We start from the raw sequence: 17,416 nt of genomic DNA on the forward strand, positions 1-17,416 counted from the left end.
CCTATTCGCCCCGCTCAGCCCTATGAATACAAATGATACTGCCGCTTCATGTCCGCAAATTCACGGCTTTCTTCCCGGAACCGCTCCAACATCGCCGGTACGTCCGCCGGCTCCGCGCGGTAGATGCTGTCCCCGCCTAACAGATCAATGAACGGCCGCGAATTCTCCTTCACCGGGGGCAAAAAGGAAAACTGCTCATAATTGCGCTTGATGGCATACAATAGCTGAACGCCCGTTTCCAGCGGCTGCAGGGCGCGGCGATCGAGCACATGAAGCTGCACCCCGCCGCATTGCTCATCCCGGAACTTCGAGAACGAAGGCTTGAAATAGACCGGACGGAAGACGACTCCCGGCAGCTTCATCCGGTTCATCTCCTGAGCCAGCTTCTCCGCGTCGATGAACGGCGCCCCGATGATCTCGAACGGAGCCGTCGTGCCGCGGCCTTCCGAAATGTTGGTCCCTTCGAACAGGCAAGTGCCTGAATACAGCAAGGCCGAATCGAACCGCGGCAGCCCCAGGGACGGCATGATCCACGGGCGCCCGGCGTCAGGGAACTGCATCGTCCGATCCCAGCCTTCGCAGCGCACGACATGCAGTTGGCCGTTCCACTTCATCTGCTCGTTCGCCATCGCCGCCACCTCGCCTGCCGTCAGACCGTAGCGGACGCAGAGCGGATAATTCCCGACGAAGGAGTGATAGCCCGGCTTCAGCAGATTCCCTTCCACCGTCACGCCGTCGAGCGGATTGATCCGGTCCAGCAAGACGAACTCCTTGCCTGCCTTCGCGCAATCTTCCAGGGCGTACAGCATCGTGTAAATGAAGGTATAATACCGGACCCCGACATCCTGAATATCGTAGACAACCATATCGACCTCATCCAGCATCTCCCGGTTCAACCGCTTGGAGTCTTTGCGGTACAAGCTGTACACGGGCACCTGCGTATACGGGTCCACATACGTCTCCACCTGGGCTCCCGCCGCCTGATCGCCGCGCACGCCGTGCTCCGGAGAGAACAGCGCGGCCAGATTGAATTTATCGTGCAAAATTTGAATCGTCGAGACGAAGTCCTTCGTCAAGCCGGTCGGGGCCGTAATCAGGCCGATACGCTTCCCTTGGAACAAATGCGCATACTTATCGATACAATCAATCCCGTTGCGGATCATAGCAGCCTCCTCATCATGTGCGCGCATCCGCCCCTACAATTCGGACTGGCGCAGGCGCATGCTTTCTTCCGGAATCATGAACGTCTCCGCGTATTCCTTCCGTGCCTCGATGCCGCGCACCCGTGCCAGATGCTTATAGTACTCCAGGTAAGGGAACGACGTGCTGCCCGTCACGAACCAATGCAGCGATACCGCCTTCACCCACAAATCATAAGCCTCTTGCGAAAAGTCGACATACACATAAGGCTTGTAGTCCACCGCATCCTCCCAGTTCTCCGCATAATAGAGCTTGGAGGCGAAGAAGGCGGGCAGCTCCCGCTGGAACGACGGCAAGCCGGCGAAGAAGCGCGCGTCATTGACAATGCGGTGCGTCGTCATATGATCCTTGTGCATGCTGTTCTTGAAATGCGTAATGATAATATTCGGGCGCACCTCGCGGATGACATCGCACACCTTGAGGCGGTTCTCATCATTATCCTGCGGCTCGCCGTCCGGCGTATCGAACACGATAGCCTCGCCGCCCAGCATCTCCGCGAACGCCTTCGCCTCATTCACCTTCTGCTCGCGGTACTCCGCCATATCCCGGCCTGCCGGGACCCCGCGCTCCCCTGCGGTCAACGCCAGGGTGACGATGCGATCCCCCTTCAGCGAATGGCTTGCCAATACGCCGCCCGCGGTCAGCTCCATATCCCCGACATGACCGCCAATAGCCAGAATCGTTATCTTGTGCTCGCTCATTAGACAAGCTCCTTTCTCATCACAGCGAATGATTTGACCGTGCGGAAGCCAGCCTTCTCATAAATGCGAATCGCAGGATTCTCGCTCCCGGTATAGAGCGACATATACTCAGTTCCGATGCTTCGGAACGCCTCGCACAGCTTGAAAAACAACACCGTTCCCAAGCCATGCCCTTCATGCCCGGGATGAACGCCGATGCCCGCGAAGTAGCCGCGTCCGTTCTCCTGGCGAATAACCGGACCAGCGAAGCCGGCGGCCTTCCCTTCATGCGCGGCGACGACACACGGCACGCCGTCCGCAGCCGCCTGGGCAATCTCCCGCTCCCAGAGCGGATTGTTCAATCCCCGCAGCATCTCCTCCAGGCCGCTATGCTGACCCGGGTCGAACAGCTCGACCGCATAGCCCTCGGAGGCGGCTCGCGCCTCTTTGGCCCGGATGTCTTCGGGGATGGCGAACCCGGCCAGCGGCATATACATGGCGCATTCGATCGCGCGCTCGATATACCCTTGCCGCAGCAAAAATTGATGATACGCGCTGCCGACCGGCACGCCGGGCGCGTTATTATGCTCATGCTTCGGCGTATCCGGGATGTACCAGGGCAGCATCATCGGATTGAAGAACAGGACCTCCGCCTGCTTTTTCCCCACTTCTTGCAAACGGCGCTCCACCGCCTTCAGCATCACTTTATAGTTCTCATCGCTGCCGCGATCGCGGGACAGCACGATGCAGGTAATATAGCCGGCCGCCTCCCCGAGAGACAGATCCTGTCCGGTGCAGCCGCACGCAAATCCGATAACCCGGCCCGCGTCCAGCAGCACAAACGTATTTTCCGGGTCGAAGTACGCATTCGATAAAAAATCGCTTCAAAGCTTGCCTCTGTCAGCTCCTTGTACCCGTCTCTCACGGCTTCTTCATTCCATAGCGCAATCACATCGCCGCTATACTTCCAGTCCCAGGTTGCGAGCATCATAAGCAGCACCTCCCATTAGCCTTTGACCGCGCCTACCGTTACCCCCTTCAGGAAATACTTCTGCAAGCTGAAGAAGAGAATTAACATCGGCAGCGCAGAGATCGTAGCGCCTGCCATCATCGGCGCGAAGTAGGTCGTGTTGGCGAAGCGGAAGTTTTTAAGTCCTACCTGAATCGTCTGCATATCCATCGTATTCGTGACCAGGAACGGCCAGAAGAAGGTATTCCAGCTATCCATGAAGGTGAGAATCGCCATGACGGCCAAGACCGTTTTCGACAACGGCAATATGATTTTGAAATAGACCTGGAGCTGATTGCAGCCCTCGATCTTCGCGCATTCCAGCACCTCGGTCGGAATGCTGCCCATGAACTGCTTCGCCAGAAAAATATTATATACGGTAACGAGACCAGGCATGATTAAGGCACTGTACGTATTTTGGATTTGAAAAATGTTGACGATCAAAATGTACAATGGCACTTGCGTTACCTGATACGGAATCATCATCGCTATTAACAGCAGAGTGAACAGCGCCGTTCTGCCCTTGAATTTAATTTTGGAGAAGGCATATCCGGCCATGCTCGCAAAAAACACGTTCGACACCGTCACGACACTTGCCACAAACAAGGAATTTAACAGCCAACGAAAGGAATGTTCGCTGTATTCGAAGAAAAATTTGTAGGATTCAAGAGATATCTTCGACGGAAAGAGCGAGTAGCTCATCGCACCGGCTTCGACAGGATCCCCGAAGGAAGAAATAATCATAAAATAGATAGGGAAGATCGTGGCCACAGCAAAAAGCAAAAGTACGGTAATGATGACAGCATTTCTAATATATTTGACTGCCACATTGCCATTATGTGAATGATAGAGTGACATTATCGGCTTCTCCCCTTCCCCTTAATATTCCACGTCTTTGCCCATAAATTTGAACTGAATTAACGAAATTATCGCAATAATGGCGGCCAGCACTAACGATTGTGCCGCGGCTTTCCCGAATTCAAAGTACTTAAATGCGTTGTTGAAAATAAGCAACCCTACCATTGTCGTTGAATTGTCCGGGCCGCCGCCCGTCATCAGATAAGCGTTCTGGAACACCTGGAAGGAACCGATAACGCCGGTTACGAGCAAGAATAACGTTGTTGGCTTCAAAAAAGGAATCACGATATACCACAGCTTCTTCAAAAAGGATGCCCCATCCAATTCCGCTGCCTCATAATAACTGTCATCAATGCCGAGCAGGGCCGCCAAGTAAATAATAATGGCCGTGCCATGGCTTGCAAGCCAAGACATTAGGACGAGAGAGAACATCGACGTCGAGCTTGAACCGAGCCAGTTCAAATTGCTGATGCCGAACAGGCCAAGCAGTTGGTTCAAAATTCCCGCTTCCATTGGATCGAAAATCCACAGCCATACGACAGACATCGCCACCCCGGACGCCACGGCCGGCAAATAGTACACGGCCTTGAACGTCGTCTGCAGCTTTTTATTCAGCGGCAAAATAAGAATGGCCACGACAAAGGAAATGATCAGGGCCACCGGAACCGTCAACACCGTATAGACGGCCGTATTGACGATCGATTTCCAAAACAGCGGATCCTTGAAGGAATTAATATAATTGTCAAAACCGATAAACGTAGAGCCTAGCGGCTTATAATCCTGGAAGCTGATAATAAAGGCGCTGACAACCGGATAGGCCGTAAATACGGCGAACACAACCAGGGCTACAGCGATAAACGCATATCCCCATCCTGAATCCCCTTTAATTTTCCGTCTCTTCAACGGCTTCGTTAATTGGGCCATAATGTGAAACCCCTTTCAATACGCAGTGGTGCAATCATTTCCGGATAGCCGCACTGCGGTTCCGTGCGGCTATCCGAATACTGTTCTGTCTAGTCTTTGACAACTCCGTCTTCGCCGAATGCAGCTATGGCTGCCGATTTCACCGCATCATACATTTGCTCAGGCGAAATCTCGTTGGCGATCAAGGCCTGCAGCTTAGGAACAATGACTTCGTCCTCGAGCCTAATTGCCTTGGCGCCCAGATCCGTCGGAATATCCGGACGTGCCGGCGTCGCTTGCTTGAGCAAGGTTTCTACAGCCGCTTTATTGTCCTCGTTTCTTTCAAGCGGCATGCTTTCCGCCGCTTTTCTGCCGGACTCGGTAATATGTGCGGCGAACAGATCATTGTTCGTCGTAGCTGCAACCTTGCCGCTGGCCAAGAAGTAAGCCGCTTTGACGACATTGGCCTTATGCTCAGGTGTCGGCTCCTGCTTGCCGCGGAAGGTTACATAACCGTCAACCGCGACGCTTGACTGCTGCTTCTCGCCCAAGAACGTAGGAACCGGCAAGACGATGTAATCGACCGGGATGCTTCCTTTGACTTCACTTCCGTCTTTTTTCTCGATCTTTTCGTTATTTTGGTTCGCATTATTTTCGAAAGTGGCCAGACCTTTGCCTGTAATCATCGTTTGACCTGTCAGGAACATATTCCAGCGCTTCCCGGCATCGACCGAGCTGAGCTCCTTCGGCATGGAACCGTCATCAATGAGCACGCGAATCGCTTTGAGCACTTCCAGGAAGTTTTTGCCCGTGTACGCATATTTCAAATCTTTGTCGAACGCGGCCGGCATGCCCGCATTTTTGAGCAAAATAGCCAAGTAGTCCTTGGACGCTACGCCCGCGGTCGCAAAGACGAAGCCGTAACGGGACGTTTTGTCGCCATCCTTCACGACGCCCTTTTTGACGTCTTCACGGAATTGCTCGAACGTCCAGCCTTCCTTCTGTACCTTCTTCCAATCGATGCCCGCTTGCTCCAGGAACTCTCGGTTGCCGCCAAGCGCGTGAACCTCCATGTACGCCGGGAAGCCGTATAATCCGTTGCCGTTCTTCATATATTCCAGCGGAATTTCATCGTAATCGGCAATCATGTCAGGCGTGGCAATATCGGTAATATCCATCAGAATGCCTTGCTGGATATACTTCGGAATTCCGGCTGAGCCAATGAACGCAATATCCGGCGGGCTGCCCGCGTTCACTTGCGTATCCAGCTTCTGCGTCATGTCTTCCCAGCTCGCCGGCTCGATTTTCAACGTCAGGTCCGGATACAATTCATTGAATTCCTTCTCCATTTGCTTGAAGTTGTCTTGGAAATTGCCAGACACCGGCGGGAGCAACGCGGTTATCGTATCTTTTGCACTGTTCCCTCCGTTAGCGCCCGCACCTGGCGATTTCGCATCATTATTCGAGCTTCCGCATGCCGTTAAAGAGGACAAAACCAAGGTTAATGCCAAAATGGATGCCAATACACGCAACTTCCTCATTGATATAAGCCCCCTCAGGTTATCGAATGAATTACACCACTTTTGTAAACGTGCCGATCGCTTTCTTCAACCTGCCCTCGCATTGCTCCAGCGCTTGCTCCGCCGCGGCCGCATCCAGACCGGTCTTAATCATCATGATGGCCAGCTTGCAGTTCATGGAAGCGCTTTCTAAATACGTGGCAGCGGTGCCCGCATCAACGCCTGCAGCCGCCTGTATAATCCGTACGGACCGATCGCGCAGCTTGATGTTGCTCGCCTTCAAATCGACCATTAAGTTGTTATACGTCTTGCCCAGCTTCACCATCGTACAAGTGGTAAGCATGTTCAGAACCAGCTTCTGTGCTGTACCTGCTTTCAATCGGGTCGATCCCATGATGACTTCCGGTCCTACAATAGGTGAGATGCAGATATCGCAGACGCTCTCCAGCAAGGATTCCTTGTTATTGACTACGCCGATGGTCGTTGCCCCGATGTCCCGCGCCTTCTTCAAGGCTGCGATGACAAAGCGCGCGCTTCCGCTCGCCGTAATGCCGACAACCGCATCCTTGTCTGTCACGCCGCAACTCTCGATTAATGCAACCCCCTCCTCCGCATTATCTTCAAAGCCTTCAACGGCCCATCTCAGCGCAGTGTCTCCCCCGGCGATATGTCCTTGCACCAGCTCAGGGTCGGTTCCGAACGTGGGCGGACATTCCGAAGCATCGAGGACGCCCATTCTCCCTGAAGATCCAGCACCGACGTAGAACATCCTGCCACCATGTTTGAGCACTTGATGAAGTGAATTAACCGCTTTCACAATTTGCGGAATTTCAGCCGCAACCGCTTGCGGAACCTTCGCATCCTGCTCGTTCATGAGGCGGAGCATTTGCTCGGTTGTACACTCATCAATGGCCGCTGTCTCCGAATTGATTGCTTCCGTCGTTAGACCCGCTAGATACTCATCCATAGCCATCCTCCTATCCTGTTTGTGTAACTTGCTTATACTGCAATCTTAGCCCCAAAGACATTTATGGTCAACAGTTTTTGAAATAAAATTTTATTATAAAATAAATTGTTGTTGTTTTATTTCCTTGATTTCAACAAAAAAAAGACATCGGACGCGAGCCGATGTCTGACCGTCAAGCCGCTCCCAATATTAGCGATGCTTGCTTGCCAGTATATTGTGCGTCTTCGTCAAATATTTCTTTACATGCTTGTATTCAGCGCTGGCGACGCCGGCGAACAAAATGTCGATCACCGTCAGCATGGCAATCCGCGAGCCCATGGCGCCGCTGCGGATCGTAATCTCGGGCGTGGAAATGCTCAGCACGATATGAGCGTTTTCCGCCAACGGGCTTTTCGTATACTTCGTAATCGCGATGATGCAGGCGCCGTTCTTTTTGGCGATATCCAGCGCATCAAGAATATCGGCCGTACTGCCGGAATTCGAGATAAAGATCGCCACGTCATTCTTCTCGAGCAGCGTCGCCGCGGTAAGCTGGCTATGGCCGTCGGTGTACGCATGGCAAATCTTATTAATGCGCGAAAATTTCTGCTCTGCATCGATCCCGACCAGACCGGAAGCGCCGATGCCAAAAAACACGATCCGCCGGCTCTCCCTTAGCACCTTCACCGCGCGCTCGATTTCTTTTCTATCAATGACACAAAGCGTATCCTCGATAGACTTGCTATTATTGCGGGAAATGTTCGAAATAATCGTATTCAGATCATCTCCAGGCTGAATATCCGTGTACTGATCCTTTTGCTCATCCTCCATTGAACCAAGCGAGGCGGAAATACTAACAATAAAGCTGCGGTAGCCGGTATAGCCCATCGTCTTGCAAAAACGAAGAACCGACGCGTCACTCGTCTTCGTCAACTGAGCCAGACTCTTGATGGATAGATGCGGAATTTCCTCCAAATTAGCCAGCACATACTCTGCGACTACCCTTTCCACCGGCGTCAGGCTGTCCTTCATGTCACGAATCTTAATTAAAATATTGTCGTGGATTGACATCGCTTTTCCCTACTCATCTTTGGAATTTTATTTCAAAGTTTTGCTCCAATAATAAATTTTATTTTATACTGTACCCCTGCTATTTGCAATACAATGCCGCACATCCCGCGAGGCCGCTCTCTCCTTGGCCGCTCTTGCTGCCATTGTCCCGTCCGGTCAGGACTACCCTTCTCATGCTCTTGTCAGCACTCTCCCATCGGGTCAGAATGCCCTGTCCGCTCCTTGTCAGCACTCTTCCATCCGGTCAGAAGGCCCTGCCCGCTCCTTGTCAGCACTCTCCCATCCGGTCAGAAGGCTAGTAGAGGCAGAACAGTCACCTAACTCGACGTCATCAACTGAATGCAAAACTAAAGTGATATATTTCATGAACGGATAGCAAATCCACATTTGCACCCACTTACAGATCACGGGTATTTAGTAAGTAAAGTTGTTTTGCCAGGAAGGCTGGTGTGTAAGGCATGTCGTTACGCAGCCAGCCCACGATGGTCCCAATTAAAGCAGAAGATCCATACCAAATGGCAATATCCTTTTGAATGACTGCTTTAGAACCCGATGAAGCGGTCTCCCTATTCTCGAACCTTGCCGTAATTAACTCGGTAAACATCTGTAACAGACGTTCGGTAAAAATATGGGTTCGCCTCGATCCTAAAATAACCTTGTAAAATGGTGCATTTTCAGCAATATGTTCAAGCATCCTTACTAGCCTCAACCAAACTTTATCTTCAGGAGATTTGGGCAGGGCTGGATTACTGTTCATGGCGCGCTGAAGATCTTCAATCATCTCATCCGCCATCTTGTCCAACATGTCCGGGATATCGCGATAATGCAGATAAAATGTAACACGGCTAATGGTCGCACGCTCCGCAATACGGCTGATAGACATTTTCCCAATATCCATCTCTTGCAGCAGAGCAACAAAAGCATCCTTTATCAACTGCCTTGTACGGCGAATTCTAGGGTCTGTTTGAGGTTTGGAAATGCCCGGCATTTTGTTCTTTCCTTTCTGAATTAGAGTGAAAATAAACAATTTCTCAATGAACTGTAGTAAATCCCCAGTTTATTTTACATTTTGAAGCCAAGTGATAACTAATTTACATATTGTGAAAAAGCGTTGCTTGAACGGCCAAAACATTCTGACTATACTTTATGTAATGTTAATTATTGTACACATTGTAAATTAAGTCTAGATAAAATTCTGTTCATCATGATTTTGAGCCTCACAACACGGAAGCAGACGATCATGACGCGGCCATCCTGGACTTAAACATGAACCAATTCAAATTGGGAGGGAGTATGATGAAGAAGGAAATTATCCCCTTAGCAAAAATTACTCAGTTTCGATCAGCCGTCGAAGAGTTTAGCCCCTTTGAATGGTTCAAGCACCAATTGGAGCATGAACCGATCAGCTACAACGAAGCCACGAATACCTGGAACGTTTTTCGGTATGGAGATGTCAAAAGAGTACTAAGCGATCACGAGTATTTCTCCAGTGAGAGAGTCCGAACAACAATCAGCGTCGGCGCCGACAATGAGGTGGGAAGCACTCCTGAACGAATCAACCTGAGCAAGGATCCTCCACTACACCGAAAAAGTCGAAGCCTGTTATCCGCTGCATTTACGCCTAAAAGCCTAAGTTTGTGGGAGCCTCGAATCCATGAAGTGGTCGGTAAGCTGATCAAGGATATGGGAGATGAACCGATCATCGATATCGTCAAGAGCTTTACCAGCGTGCTGCCGACCATCGTAATTGCGGATCTGCTGGGTGTTCCATCGGAGGATCGCCTCCACTTTAAGGAATGGGTGGATCATCTGTTCCTTCCGCTCCCAATCGATAACATTGAGGATATTCGGGAATTGAAGCGGCAGGCGGCGAGGAACTATTACAACTATCTCTACCCGCATGTAGTTGCCAAAAGAATTCATCTGAGCGACGATATCATCTCCGACTTGATTCGAGCCGAAGTCGATGGTGAACGCTTAACAGATGACGAGATCGTCCGGATGACCATGTTCATTCTAGGAGCCGGCATCGAAACGACAAGTCATTTACTAGCCAACACGTTCTATTCCTTTTTATATGATAACGATCAGATCTATGCCGAGGTACAGTCGCATCGCGAGCTGCTTCCGAATACGGTGGAAGAAATGCTCCGCTACCGTTTCCACACAGCCAGAATGGATCGGACGGTGAAGAAGGATAACAATGTGCTTGGAGTGGAACTCAAAAAAGGCGATGTCGTCGTTGCCTGGATGAGCGCCGCCAATCTGGACAAGGCAGTGTTTGAGGAGCCGTTTACGCTAAATATCCATCGTCCCAATAACAAACTGCATCTAACCTTCGGTAACGGTCCACATTTCTGCCTAGGTGCTCCGCTTGCACGGCTAGAGGCGAACATTGGCCTGGGGTTGTTTATGGATCATTTTCAAGTTTCCAACTGGAGGAGAATCTGACGCCTTTTGCCGCTGGGCAGACGTTAACTTATTTACCAGTACGTGTAAAACGATGGTAGCAAAGACGTTCGATTGGGCAGCCTGTTGATTTTCACAATCAGCAGGCTGCTTTTATTTTTGGCTCTTCGATAGAGGTCAGCATTGTCCTTAAAACGTATGTATGCAGGATCATTCTTCCGACAATTGGATAAGGCCGCATAGTTGCGCCGAAATTGGCCTCCACTTATTTTTCACACAACCTCCTCCACTAACACAGGCGTGTTTCTTAAACGATTTGATTAATGTAAAATCGTATTTATGGGGGTTGAGAAATGGCTAATTGGTGTCTAGAAGATCAGGACGGTAAATTACATATGGCTTTTTTTACAAAAGCTAGAGCAGCCGATGTATCAAAAATGAAATGGACTAAGGCTTTCGTGGCTTAAAGAGATCAAGAATAAATCCCGTAGCGTCTATATACTAATTGATGAAAACCGCAAAATTCTTGGCGCCCTCTCGCTATCGGATGAAGGTGATCATGTCTTTATTCATCTAATAGAATCGGCTCCAGAAACACGTTTTTGTTCCGCCAAGGGTTTTTGTGAACATACCTAAACTGCTGATTGCCTTTGCCGGAATGGCCAGCAATGATCTGGGTTACGAAGGATTTTTAGCACTTACGCCGAAGACTGAAAAACGGGAATACTTTGCTACTCAATTCGGTGCATTTGATCTTCCTATGCGTAAAATGGGCATCGACGGTGTTGTCTCAAATTACTGGATCGGGGTATACTACAAGTAAAGGACGTCATCTTATGAAGCGAAAAGTCTTACCTGGTGTCCGCAATTCTGTTGGACAAACTGTACGGGTAACTATCGGAGCAACCGGCGTTAAAGAAGCTCGGATCATCGATCCTGTGGGGCCTTTAACGATACCAGGCGGTCATACACCTGAATCAAAAGCGGCCATGTCTGAAAAACATTCGCAAGCGAAAGAGCGGCGAAATTGACTTTACCTACAATCCCAAATAGTATGGCCTAGAGCACTCACCGATGGTGAGTGCTTTTTATTTTTAATACAGGAAGACTTTATATGAGAAAAGCTAGCCTTAAGCACAATCACATGTCAACGTATGATGGCCAATATGCCCTTCAAAATATAATTCTAAGTATCAGCGTTCCAATACCATATTCAATCGCCCCACAATCGACGAGACATATACCGCGAGGTAATCGGTGGTTTGGTGTTTAAAGCCACTGTCTGTAGCTATGCCCCTCTATTTCCAAAAGAAAAAAACGACATCTCTGTCGTTTTTAGCGATAAATTCATAGTTAAGCTTCATCCGTTCATCATTCTGTGTCCTTACTCCTGCGCCACCGCCAGATCCAGGGCGAGTTCTATCATCTCGGTGAAGGTGCTCTCCCGCTCCTCGGCGGTCGTCATCTCGCCCGTCAGCACATGGTTCGACACAGTCAGGATCGACAGCGCGTTGACCTGATGCCGGGCAGCGAGCGTATAGAGCGCCGCGGTCTCCATTTCCAACGCCAGAATCTGATAGTCGGCCCACAGCTGAATTTCTTCGCGGTCCTCCATGTAGAACGTATCCGTCGTCATTACATTGCCGACCTTGACGGACAGCTTCTTTTCACAGGACAGATCATACGCCTGCTTCAGGAAGCGGAAATCGGCCGTCGGCGCGAAGTCAATGCCCCGGAACCGGCGCTGGTTCACCGCCGAGCTCGTGGATGCGCTCATCGCGATCACGATGTCCCGCAGCCCCACGTTTTGCTGAATTGCTCCGCAGGTGCCGACGCGGATCATATGCTTGACGCCGTAATCGTGAATCAGTTCATGCGCGTAGATCGAGATGGAGGGCACCCCCATTCCCGTGCCTTGCACGGAGACACGCTTCCCTTTGTACTTCCCGGTATAGCCGAGCATGCCGCGCACCGCGTTATAGCAATGCGCCTCTTCCAAAAAAGTATCCGCAATAAACCGGGCGCGTATCGGATCGCCAGGCAGCAGGATCGACTCTGCGATCTCCCCTTGCGGAGCACCAATGTGTACGCTCATATCTGTCATATCCTCCCCATCATTAAGTAACCGCCTGCTCAGTATAGAGGAATGCCGGAAAGAGGGAAGGAAGAGGATGTCCCCTCAGGCTGAAGATGCTCCTTCTCCTTGTCGGCAAGAGATTTGGCCGTGAACTGATCGGTTATGAGCACATTCGCGTATCCCCCTTGGAGCGCGCCGAATATCGCCTCCACCTTGCCCGGCCCTCCGGCCACAAGGATGGAATGCTCCTTCCGGGCGAGCGAATCAAGCGAGATCCCAATCGTCCGCGCGTCCAATTCAGGCAGACAGATTCGGCCATCGGCATCGTAGAACCGGGCGCCAATCTCCCCGCAAGCCCTGCCTGCCAATTCCTTCACCTCTTCTTCGGTAAAGTATTGCACCGGTAAAACCGGAGAATTCGGCACCGGGACGCCTACGCTGTACAGGGCGATATTCGCCTGTTCCCCCATGTCCAGGACGGCGCGCATATGGCGCTCGGATTCTATCGCCTGCTTCACCAACGGGTGGTCCACGATAACGGGGAGCGGCAGGAAATAGGGAGACGTATGATAAGCGCTGCCAAAGAGATGCATAATCTCGCAGCTGTAAGTATTCGCTCCAGACTGGCTTACGCCGCCTTGCCACTGCACGACATTGACATTGCTTACATGCTTATGGTTCAACTTGTGCGCTACCTGATAAATCGTCTCTCCCCAAGCCAATGCAATCGTATCTCCATCGGTGATCAGCTCATCCAGATAGCGCGAGACATCCTCGGCCAAATATTCTCCGATCAGGTCCTCTTCATAATGAGGCACCGGGACGACAATCGCCTTTTTCAAGCGGTATTTGTCCTTCAATTGGTAGGCAAGCCGGTGCGTATCCTCAGACGGATCCAGAATACGAATCTGCACCAATCCCTCCTCCCGCGCTTGCTGCAAAAATCGGGAGACGGTAGGCCGGGACACGCCGAGCTTGTCTGCGATATCCTGCTGGCTGCAATCCATGAAATAATACATTTTCGCAGCATCAATCATTTTTTTGATTTTCTCTTGATCCATTTCAAGCCACCCATCTATCCAATGTCGAATATAGGAAAAACGGTCTATAATTCTCTATTATACCATTGTCGCCGCATCTTATCATTTGGCATTCCCCGGATGGTAGCTGGCATCCCTCGGACACGCATAACGAGAACAAGCGCCCCCCTGCACAATCGCCGGGGAGCGCTCGTCGCATTACGCTCAGCCTATTCCATTATCCGGCGGCAGGCTAGCATTGAGATTCATAACCTCCGCCTCACCCCGGATTAGTTGACTCTTACAATACGGTTCTCTACTTTTGGATGAATGACCTTGTTGTTCAGCAAGTATTCTTCTACGATATCATAGAAAGTATACCCGGTATCCAACACCTGATCCTTCTGCAGCATCGAGTATCCGTCACCGCCGGAGGTAATGAAGTCATTCGTTGCCACCTTGTACGTCTTCTCCGGATCAAGCGGTTGTCCGCCGACCTTCACCTCGGTGACCCGTTCGCCGGCCGGCTTCTTCACGTCATAGACGAAAGACATGCCGCCAACTTGAAGGAAGGAGCCCGGCAGATCGTCGGTATTCTCCGCTCCTCTGACCGACACTTCCAGCGCAGCCTTCAGATCGGCTCCGGTCGCCTCCACGACGGTCAGCGTATTCGGGAACGGCAGAATGGAATAGAGATCCTTTTTCGTCATGTCTCCCGCCTGCTTGCTGGCGCGGATGCCCCCGCCGTTGACCAGCGCCACATCAGCTTCATAGCCTGTGATCGTCTTCGTCTTGGCAATGATCGCATCAGCGATGAAGTTGCCCAGATTGGTCTCCTGCGCCCGGACCTGCGTCCGCTCGCCGTCCAGATCGACCTCCGTCTTGCCGACGACGGCCTTCATCGATTCCTCGACCTTGACCACGACCTCCTGTACGAGCTTCTCGATCTCCGGATCGGCCTTCACATTCTCGTCATACTCGACCAATCCGCCGCTGAAGCCGACCAGTTCCTTGTTGTAATAGAACAGATCGACACGGCCCAACGATTTGCCGTACTCCCAGTCCTGAACGATATAGGTGCCGTTCACGACTTCCGGCGTATGAAGCGGCGTATGGGAATGGCCGCCGATGATGAGGTCGATGCCCGAGACGTTCTTCGCGATCTCCCGGTCCTTGTCCACGCCGATATGAGAGACGATAATGACATGATCGGCTTCCTTCTTCATCTCCGGCACCAGTTCCTTGGCGATATCTACCGGATCCTTGAACGTCAGCCCCTTCACATTGTTCGGATGCGTCACGATCGGCGTCTCTTCCGCGACGAAGCCGATGAAGGCGAACGTCTCGCCGCCCACCTCGGTCTGGAACGTCGGCACGAGCAAGTTGCTGCCGTCCGCCTTGAAGACGTTGGCGCTAATCATCGGATACTTCAGCTCGTCGCGAAGCTTCAACAGCTGCTCATAGCCGAAATCAAATTCGTGGTTCCCGGCTGCCATCGCCGTGTAACCGAGGGAATTGAGAATCGGAAGAATCGATTCTCCCTTGAACTGGTTCGTATAGATCGTGCCCTGGAACGTATCTCCTGCATCCATCAACAGGAAATTCTTGTTCTCCTTCTCCCATTCCTTGACGAGCGTCGCGATTTTGGCGTAACCGAATTCCTTGCCGTTCTGATCCTCCTGAATGTGGCCGTGCACATCATTCGTATGGGCGATCGTAATATGCTCCGTCAGCGCGGCTCCCAACGCTTCCGTGAATTGTTCGCGGGTCACGGAGGTGCCGGCAGGCAGCTCAAGCTCAACGCCCAGCTTCTTCGCAATCTCGGCAAGGCGTTCGGCGGAAGGCGTCAGTTTGTCCTTCGCGCTCTCCTGCTCCGTAATTGCACCCTGTCCGGCCGCCCAGTCAAGGTAGCCCTGCGCCCAGTAGCCGCTCTGCTCCGGAATCGACGCTCCGGTCCCTCTCGCAATCAGCGCGACGGCTTCCCCCAACGATACGGGACGCTCAAGCCGCAGATCCCCATGCTCATAGCCTGCAATAATATGCTTCTGCTGCATCCATTCATTGTGCTCTACCGGTTGGAGCGGGGCGGCAAAGGCCGATGCCGAGAACAGCATCCCCAATGCGCCGGTCATGAGGAATGAAGCCGCTTTCATTTGGAATCTCAAAAAATTCACTCTCCCTTTCATCTTGTTGATAGAATGCCTACCACCATTGAACAAATGTAAATATACGAAAAACTTTTTATCAATCATAGTATACATAGTTTATTTTTCTGCGGTCAAGACAAAGTTTCATGCCGAGATAGTAGGGAGAACATAGGATTTACATCGATTATTGCTTCCTACAAAATGAACATTTGTAAAACCAATCATTTCATATCGAAATGAAAGCGAATTTGAGCCAGCCTTCCACTGAGCCATCCCTTCCCCATTCGGAGTTCATACTCCGTTCATATTCCCTGCTTAAGCTGAAGCTGGAGCTGAAGTATACATCAAATTTATTCAGGAGGAATGGCGATATGAGCAACATAATATCCCGCGAACCGTATGATCGCGCTGCGAAGCTGCTGAGTAGCGAATGGCAACAGCATGTGTTCAACGGGCGCATCGTCCCGAATTGGCTGGACGGCGGGAACCGGTTCTGGTACCGCCGCGACGTACGGCTGGGCAGAGAGAAGGGAATTGAGTATATCCTCGTCGATCCCGAGACGAACGCCTCGAAGCCGGCCTTCGATCATGAACGCCTTGCTTCTTCCCTCGGCCAGGAGCTTGACCGGACGCTGGATCGCCATCATTTGAAGCTGGATCGGCTGGAGCTGCCCGAATCGTGCCATCTCATCCGCTTCGATATGGACGGGGCGCGCTGGGAATGCGATCTATCCAGCTATCGGTGCACCCGCTTCCCGGTTCAGCTTCAGCCAGAGCCGTATGAGCTGCTCTCCCCCGACGGGCAGTGGGGCGCCTACGCCGAAAAGCATAATCTGTTCGTCCGCCATGTGGAGAGCGGGGAAGTGCGGCAGCTGACCTTCGACGGCGAGCCTTATTATGAATATGCAGGCACAGTTGAGGAGATGAACCTGAATCTCCGCCCCGAAGACAAATCCTTCCCGGCCGGATTAGCGGATCATGTCGCCGCCATTCCGCAGCTCGCCGAACGATATCCATTCATCGATCCGAAGCGCGTCGGCATCTGGGGCGTCTCCGGGGGCGGCTACGGCTCGGCCCGGGCAATTCTGACCTATCCCGATGTCTACTCCGTCGCCGTCTCGGGGGCCGGCAATCACGATCAGCGGGCCTACATTACGGCATGGGGCGATCGGTTCCAGGGACTGGCCGACCAGGAACATCCGGACCGGTATGCCCGTCAGGACAACGCCCAGCTGGCGGCCAATCTTAGGGGCAAGCTGCTGCTCGCGCACGGCGATATGGATGACAATGTTCATATGGCGCATACGATGCAGCTCGTCGACGCGCTGATCCGGGCGAACAAGGACTTCGATCTGCTCATCATGCCGAACGTCGGCCACAGCATTCAGTCGAACCGCTATTTCATCCGGCGGAAATGGGACTATTTCGTGAAGCATCTGCTGGGAGCGGAACCGCCCGCCCAGTATGAGACTGCGACGGAGGCGCAGCACTTGCCCGCAGAGGCCGCTCTGTCCATTCCCTACTAGAGTGTGTCTTCAAACTATAAGCTCACATTAAAACATGGTAAACTTAACCTA

General features: G+C 51.8%; 15 protein-coding genes and 1 pseudogene. 4 read left to right on the plus strand and 12 right to left on the minus strand.

The genetic code is table 11. The features are described from left to right. Positions 1 to 20: 20 nt before the first annotated feature. From DQX05_RS19540 to DQX05_RS19580, 9 genes are all read right to left on the minus strand, one after another. Positions 21 to 1,163, minus strand: a complete 1,143-nt coding sequence (locus DQX05_RS19540; protein WP_119795149.1) for an exo-beta-N-acetylmuramidase NamZ family protein — start codon at positions 1,161 to 1,163, stop codon at positions 21 to 23. A gap of 33 nt (positions 1,164 to 1,196) precedes the next feature. Next, on the minus strand, positions 1,197 to 1,901 hold the full coding sequence (locus tag DQX05_RS19545) for a PIG-L deacetylase family protein (RefSeq protein WP_119795150.1): 705 nt from the start codon (positions 1,899 to 1,901) through the stop codon (positions 1,197 to 1,199). Beyond that, positions 1,901 to 2,719 carry a GNAT family N-acetyltransferase gene (locus DQX05_RS19550; protein WP_310735684.1) on the minus strand — a complete coding sequence of 273 codons (819 nt, stop codon included), beginning with the start codon at positions 2,717 to 2,719 and terminating at the stop codon, positions 1,901 to 1,903. The genes DQX05_RS19545 and DQX05_RS19550 overlap by 1 nt, the downstream gene beginning before the upstream one ends. 167 nt (positions 2,720 to 2,886) lie before the next feature. Beyond that, positions 2,887 to 3,747 carry a carbohydrate ABC transporter permease gene (locus DQX05_RS19555; RefSeq protein ID WP_119795151.1) on the minus strand — a complete coding sequence of 287 codons (861 nt, stop codon included), beginning with the start codon at positions 3,745 to 3,747 and terminating at the stop codon, positions 2,887 to 2,889. Between the two features lie 21 nt (positions 3,748 to 3,768). Further along, positions 3,769 to 4,671: a carbohydrate ABC transporter permease gene (locus tag DQX05_RS19560; RefSeq protein WP_119795152.1), complete on the minus strand. Its 903-nt coding sequence runs from the start codon at positions 4,669 to 4,671 to the stop codon at positions 3,769 to 3,771. 89 nt (positions 4,672 to 4,760) lie between these two features. Then, entirely contained in the window at positions 4,761 to 6,191 is a 1,431-nt protein-coding gene (locus DQX05_RS19565; protein WP_119795153.1) for an ABC transporter substrate-binding protein, read from the minus strand. Positions 6,192 to 6,222: 31 nt separating this feature from the next. Further along, positions 6,223 to 7,137 carry an N-acetylmuramic acid 6-phosphate etherase gene (gene murQ, locus DQX05_RS19570; protein WP_119795154.1) on the minus strand — a complete coding sequence of 305 codons (915 nt, stop codon included), beginning with the start codon at positions 7,135 to 7,137 and terminating at the stop codon, positions 6,223 to 6,225. Positions 7,138 to 7,326: 189 nt separating this feature from the next. After that, positions 7,327 to 8,187 (minus strand): MurR/RpiR family transcriptional regulator, encoded by an 861-nt coding sequence (locus tag DQX05_RS19575; RefSeq protein WP_119795155.1) that lies wholly within the window; start codon positions 8,185 to 8,187, stop codon positions 7,327 to 7,329. A gap of 397 nt (positions 8,188 to 8,584) precedes the next feature. Beyond that, the gene (locus DQX05_RS19580; RefSeq protein WP_119795156.1) at positions 8,585 to 9,175 is read right to left on the minus strand and encodes a TetR/AcrR family transcriptional regulator; all 591 of its coding nucleotides are present in this window, start codon (positions 9,173 to 9,175) and stop codon (positions 8,585 to 8,587) included. 308 nt (positions 9,176 to 9,483) lie between these two features. Here DQX05_RS19580 and DQX05_RS19585 point away from each other — a divergent pair. The 3 genes and pseudogenes from DQX05_RS19585 (at position 9,484) to DQX05_RS30360 (ending at position 11,627) form a co-directional block, all read left to right on the plus strand. Next, a pseudogene (locus DQX05_RS19585) lies at positions 9,484 to 10,697 on the plus strand (cytochrome P450). Between the two features lie 521 nt (positions 10,698 to 11,218). After that, positions 11,219 to 11,419: a hypothetical protein gene (locus DQX05_RS19590; protein WP_119795157.1), complete on the plus strand. Its 201-nt coding sequence runs from the start codon at positions 11,219 to 11,221 to the stop codon at positions 11,417 to 11,419. Positions 11,420 to 11,432: 13 nt separating this feature from the next. After that, positions 11,433 to 11,627, plus strand: coding sequence for a hypothetical protein (locus DQX05_RS30360; protein WP_147385209.1), 195 nt, complete (start codon positions 11,433 to 11,435; stop codon positions 11,625 to 11,627). A gap of 353 nt (positions 11,628 to 11,980) precedes the next feature. On the opposite strand, the gene deoD is transcribed toward DQX05_RS30360, so the two are convergent. The 3 genes from deoD to DQX05_RS19605 form a co-directional block, all read right to left on the minus strand. Next, a complete protein-coding gene (deoD, locus tag DQX05_RS19595) occupies positions 11,981 to 12,691 on the minus strand; it encodes a purine-nucleoside phosphorylase (protein ID WP_119795158.1) in 711 nt (236 codons plus the stop codon). A gap of 38 nt (positions 12,692 to 12,729) precedes the next feature. Beyond that, positions 12,730 to 13,734, minus strand: coding sequence for a sugar-binding transcriptional regulator (locus DQX05_RS19600; protein WP_119795159.1), 1,005 nt, complete (start codon positions 13,732 to 13,734; stop codon positions 12,730 to 12,732). Between the two features lie 248 nt (positions 13,735 to 13,982). Next, positions 13,983 to 15,845, minus strand: coding sequence for a bifunctional metallophosphatase/5'-nucleotidase (locus DQX05_RS19605; RefSeq protein ID WP_119795170.1), 1,863 nt, complete (start codon positions 15,843 to 15,845; stop codon positions 13,983 to 13,985). 365 nt (positions 15,846 to 16,210) lie between these two features. Between DQX05_RS19605 and DQX05_RS19610 the strand changes: the two genes are divergently transcribed. Further along, the gene (locus DQX05_RS19610) at positions 16,211 to 17,365 is read left to right on the plus strand and encodes an alpha/beta hydrolase family protein (protein WP_119795160.1); all 1,155 of its coding nucleotides are present in this window, start codon (positions 16,211 to 16,213) and stop codon (positions 17,363 to 17,365) included. Positions 17,366 to 17,416: the final 51 nt, after the last annotated feature.

It is taken from the genome of Paenibacillus thiaminolyticus, assembly GCF_003591545.1.
Lineage (GTDB): Bacteria > Bacillota > Bacilli > Paenibacillales > Paenibacillaceae > Paenibacillus_B > Paenibacillus_B thiaminolyticus_A.

Bases quoted from the DNA above. Each gene is read 5' to 3' on its own strand.
- DQX05_RS19540 (WP_119795149.1), bottom strand. From the start codon at position 1,163: ATGATCCGCAACGGGATTGATTGTATCGATAAGTATGCGCATTTGTTC.
- DQX05_RS19545 (WP_119795150.1), bottom strand. From the start codon at position 1,901: ATGAGCGAGCACAAGATAACGATTCTGGCTATTGGCGGTCATGTCGGG.
- DQX05_RS19555 (WP_119795151.1), bottom strand. From the start codon at position 3,747: ATGTCACTCTATCATTCACATAATGGCAATGTGGCAGTCAAATATATT.
- DQX05_RS19560 (WP_119795152.1), bottom strand. From the start codon at position 4,671: ATGGCCCAATTAACGAAGCCGTTGAAGAGACGGAAAATTAAAGGGGAT.
- DQX05_RS19565 (WP_119795153.1), bottom strand. From the start codon at position 6,191: ATGAGGAAGTTGCGTGTATTGGCATCCATTTTGGCATTAACCTTGGTT.
- murQ (WP_119795154.1), bottom strand. From the start codon at position 7,137: ATGGATGAGTATCTAGCGGGTCTAACGACGGAAGCAATCAATTCGGAG.
- DQX05_RS19575 (WP_119795155.1), bottom strand. From the start codon at position 8,187: ATGTCAATCCACGACAATATTTTAATTAAGATTCGTGACATGAAGGAC.
- DQX05_RS19580 (WP_119795156.1), bottom strand. From the start codon at position 9,175: ATGCCGGGCATTTCCAAACCTCAAACAGACCCTAGAATTCGCCGTACA.
- DQX05_RS30360 (WP_147385209.1), top strand. From the start codon at position 11,433: ATGAAGCGAAAAGTCTTACCTGGTGTCCGCAATTCTGTTGGACAAACT.
- deoD (WP_119795158.1), bottom strand. From the start codon at position 12,691: ATGAGCGTACACATTGGTGCTCCGCAAGGGGAGATCGCAGAGTCGATC.
- DQX05_RS19600 (WP_119795159.1), bottom strand. From the start codon at position 13,734: ATGGATCAAGAGAAAATCAAAAAAATGATTGATGCTGCGAAAATGTAT.
- DQX05_RS19605 (WP_119795170.1), bottom strand. From the start codon at position 15,845: ATGAAAGCGGCTTCATTCCTCATGACCGGCGCATTGGGGATGCTGTTC.
- DQX05_RS19610 (WP_119795160.1), top strand. From the start codon at position 16,211: ATGAGCAACATAATATCCCGCGAACCGTATGATCGCGCTGCGAAGCTG.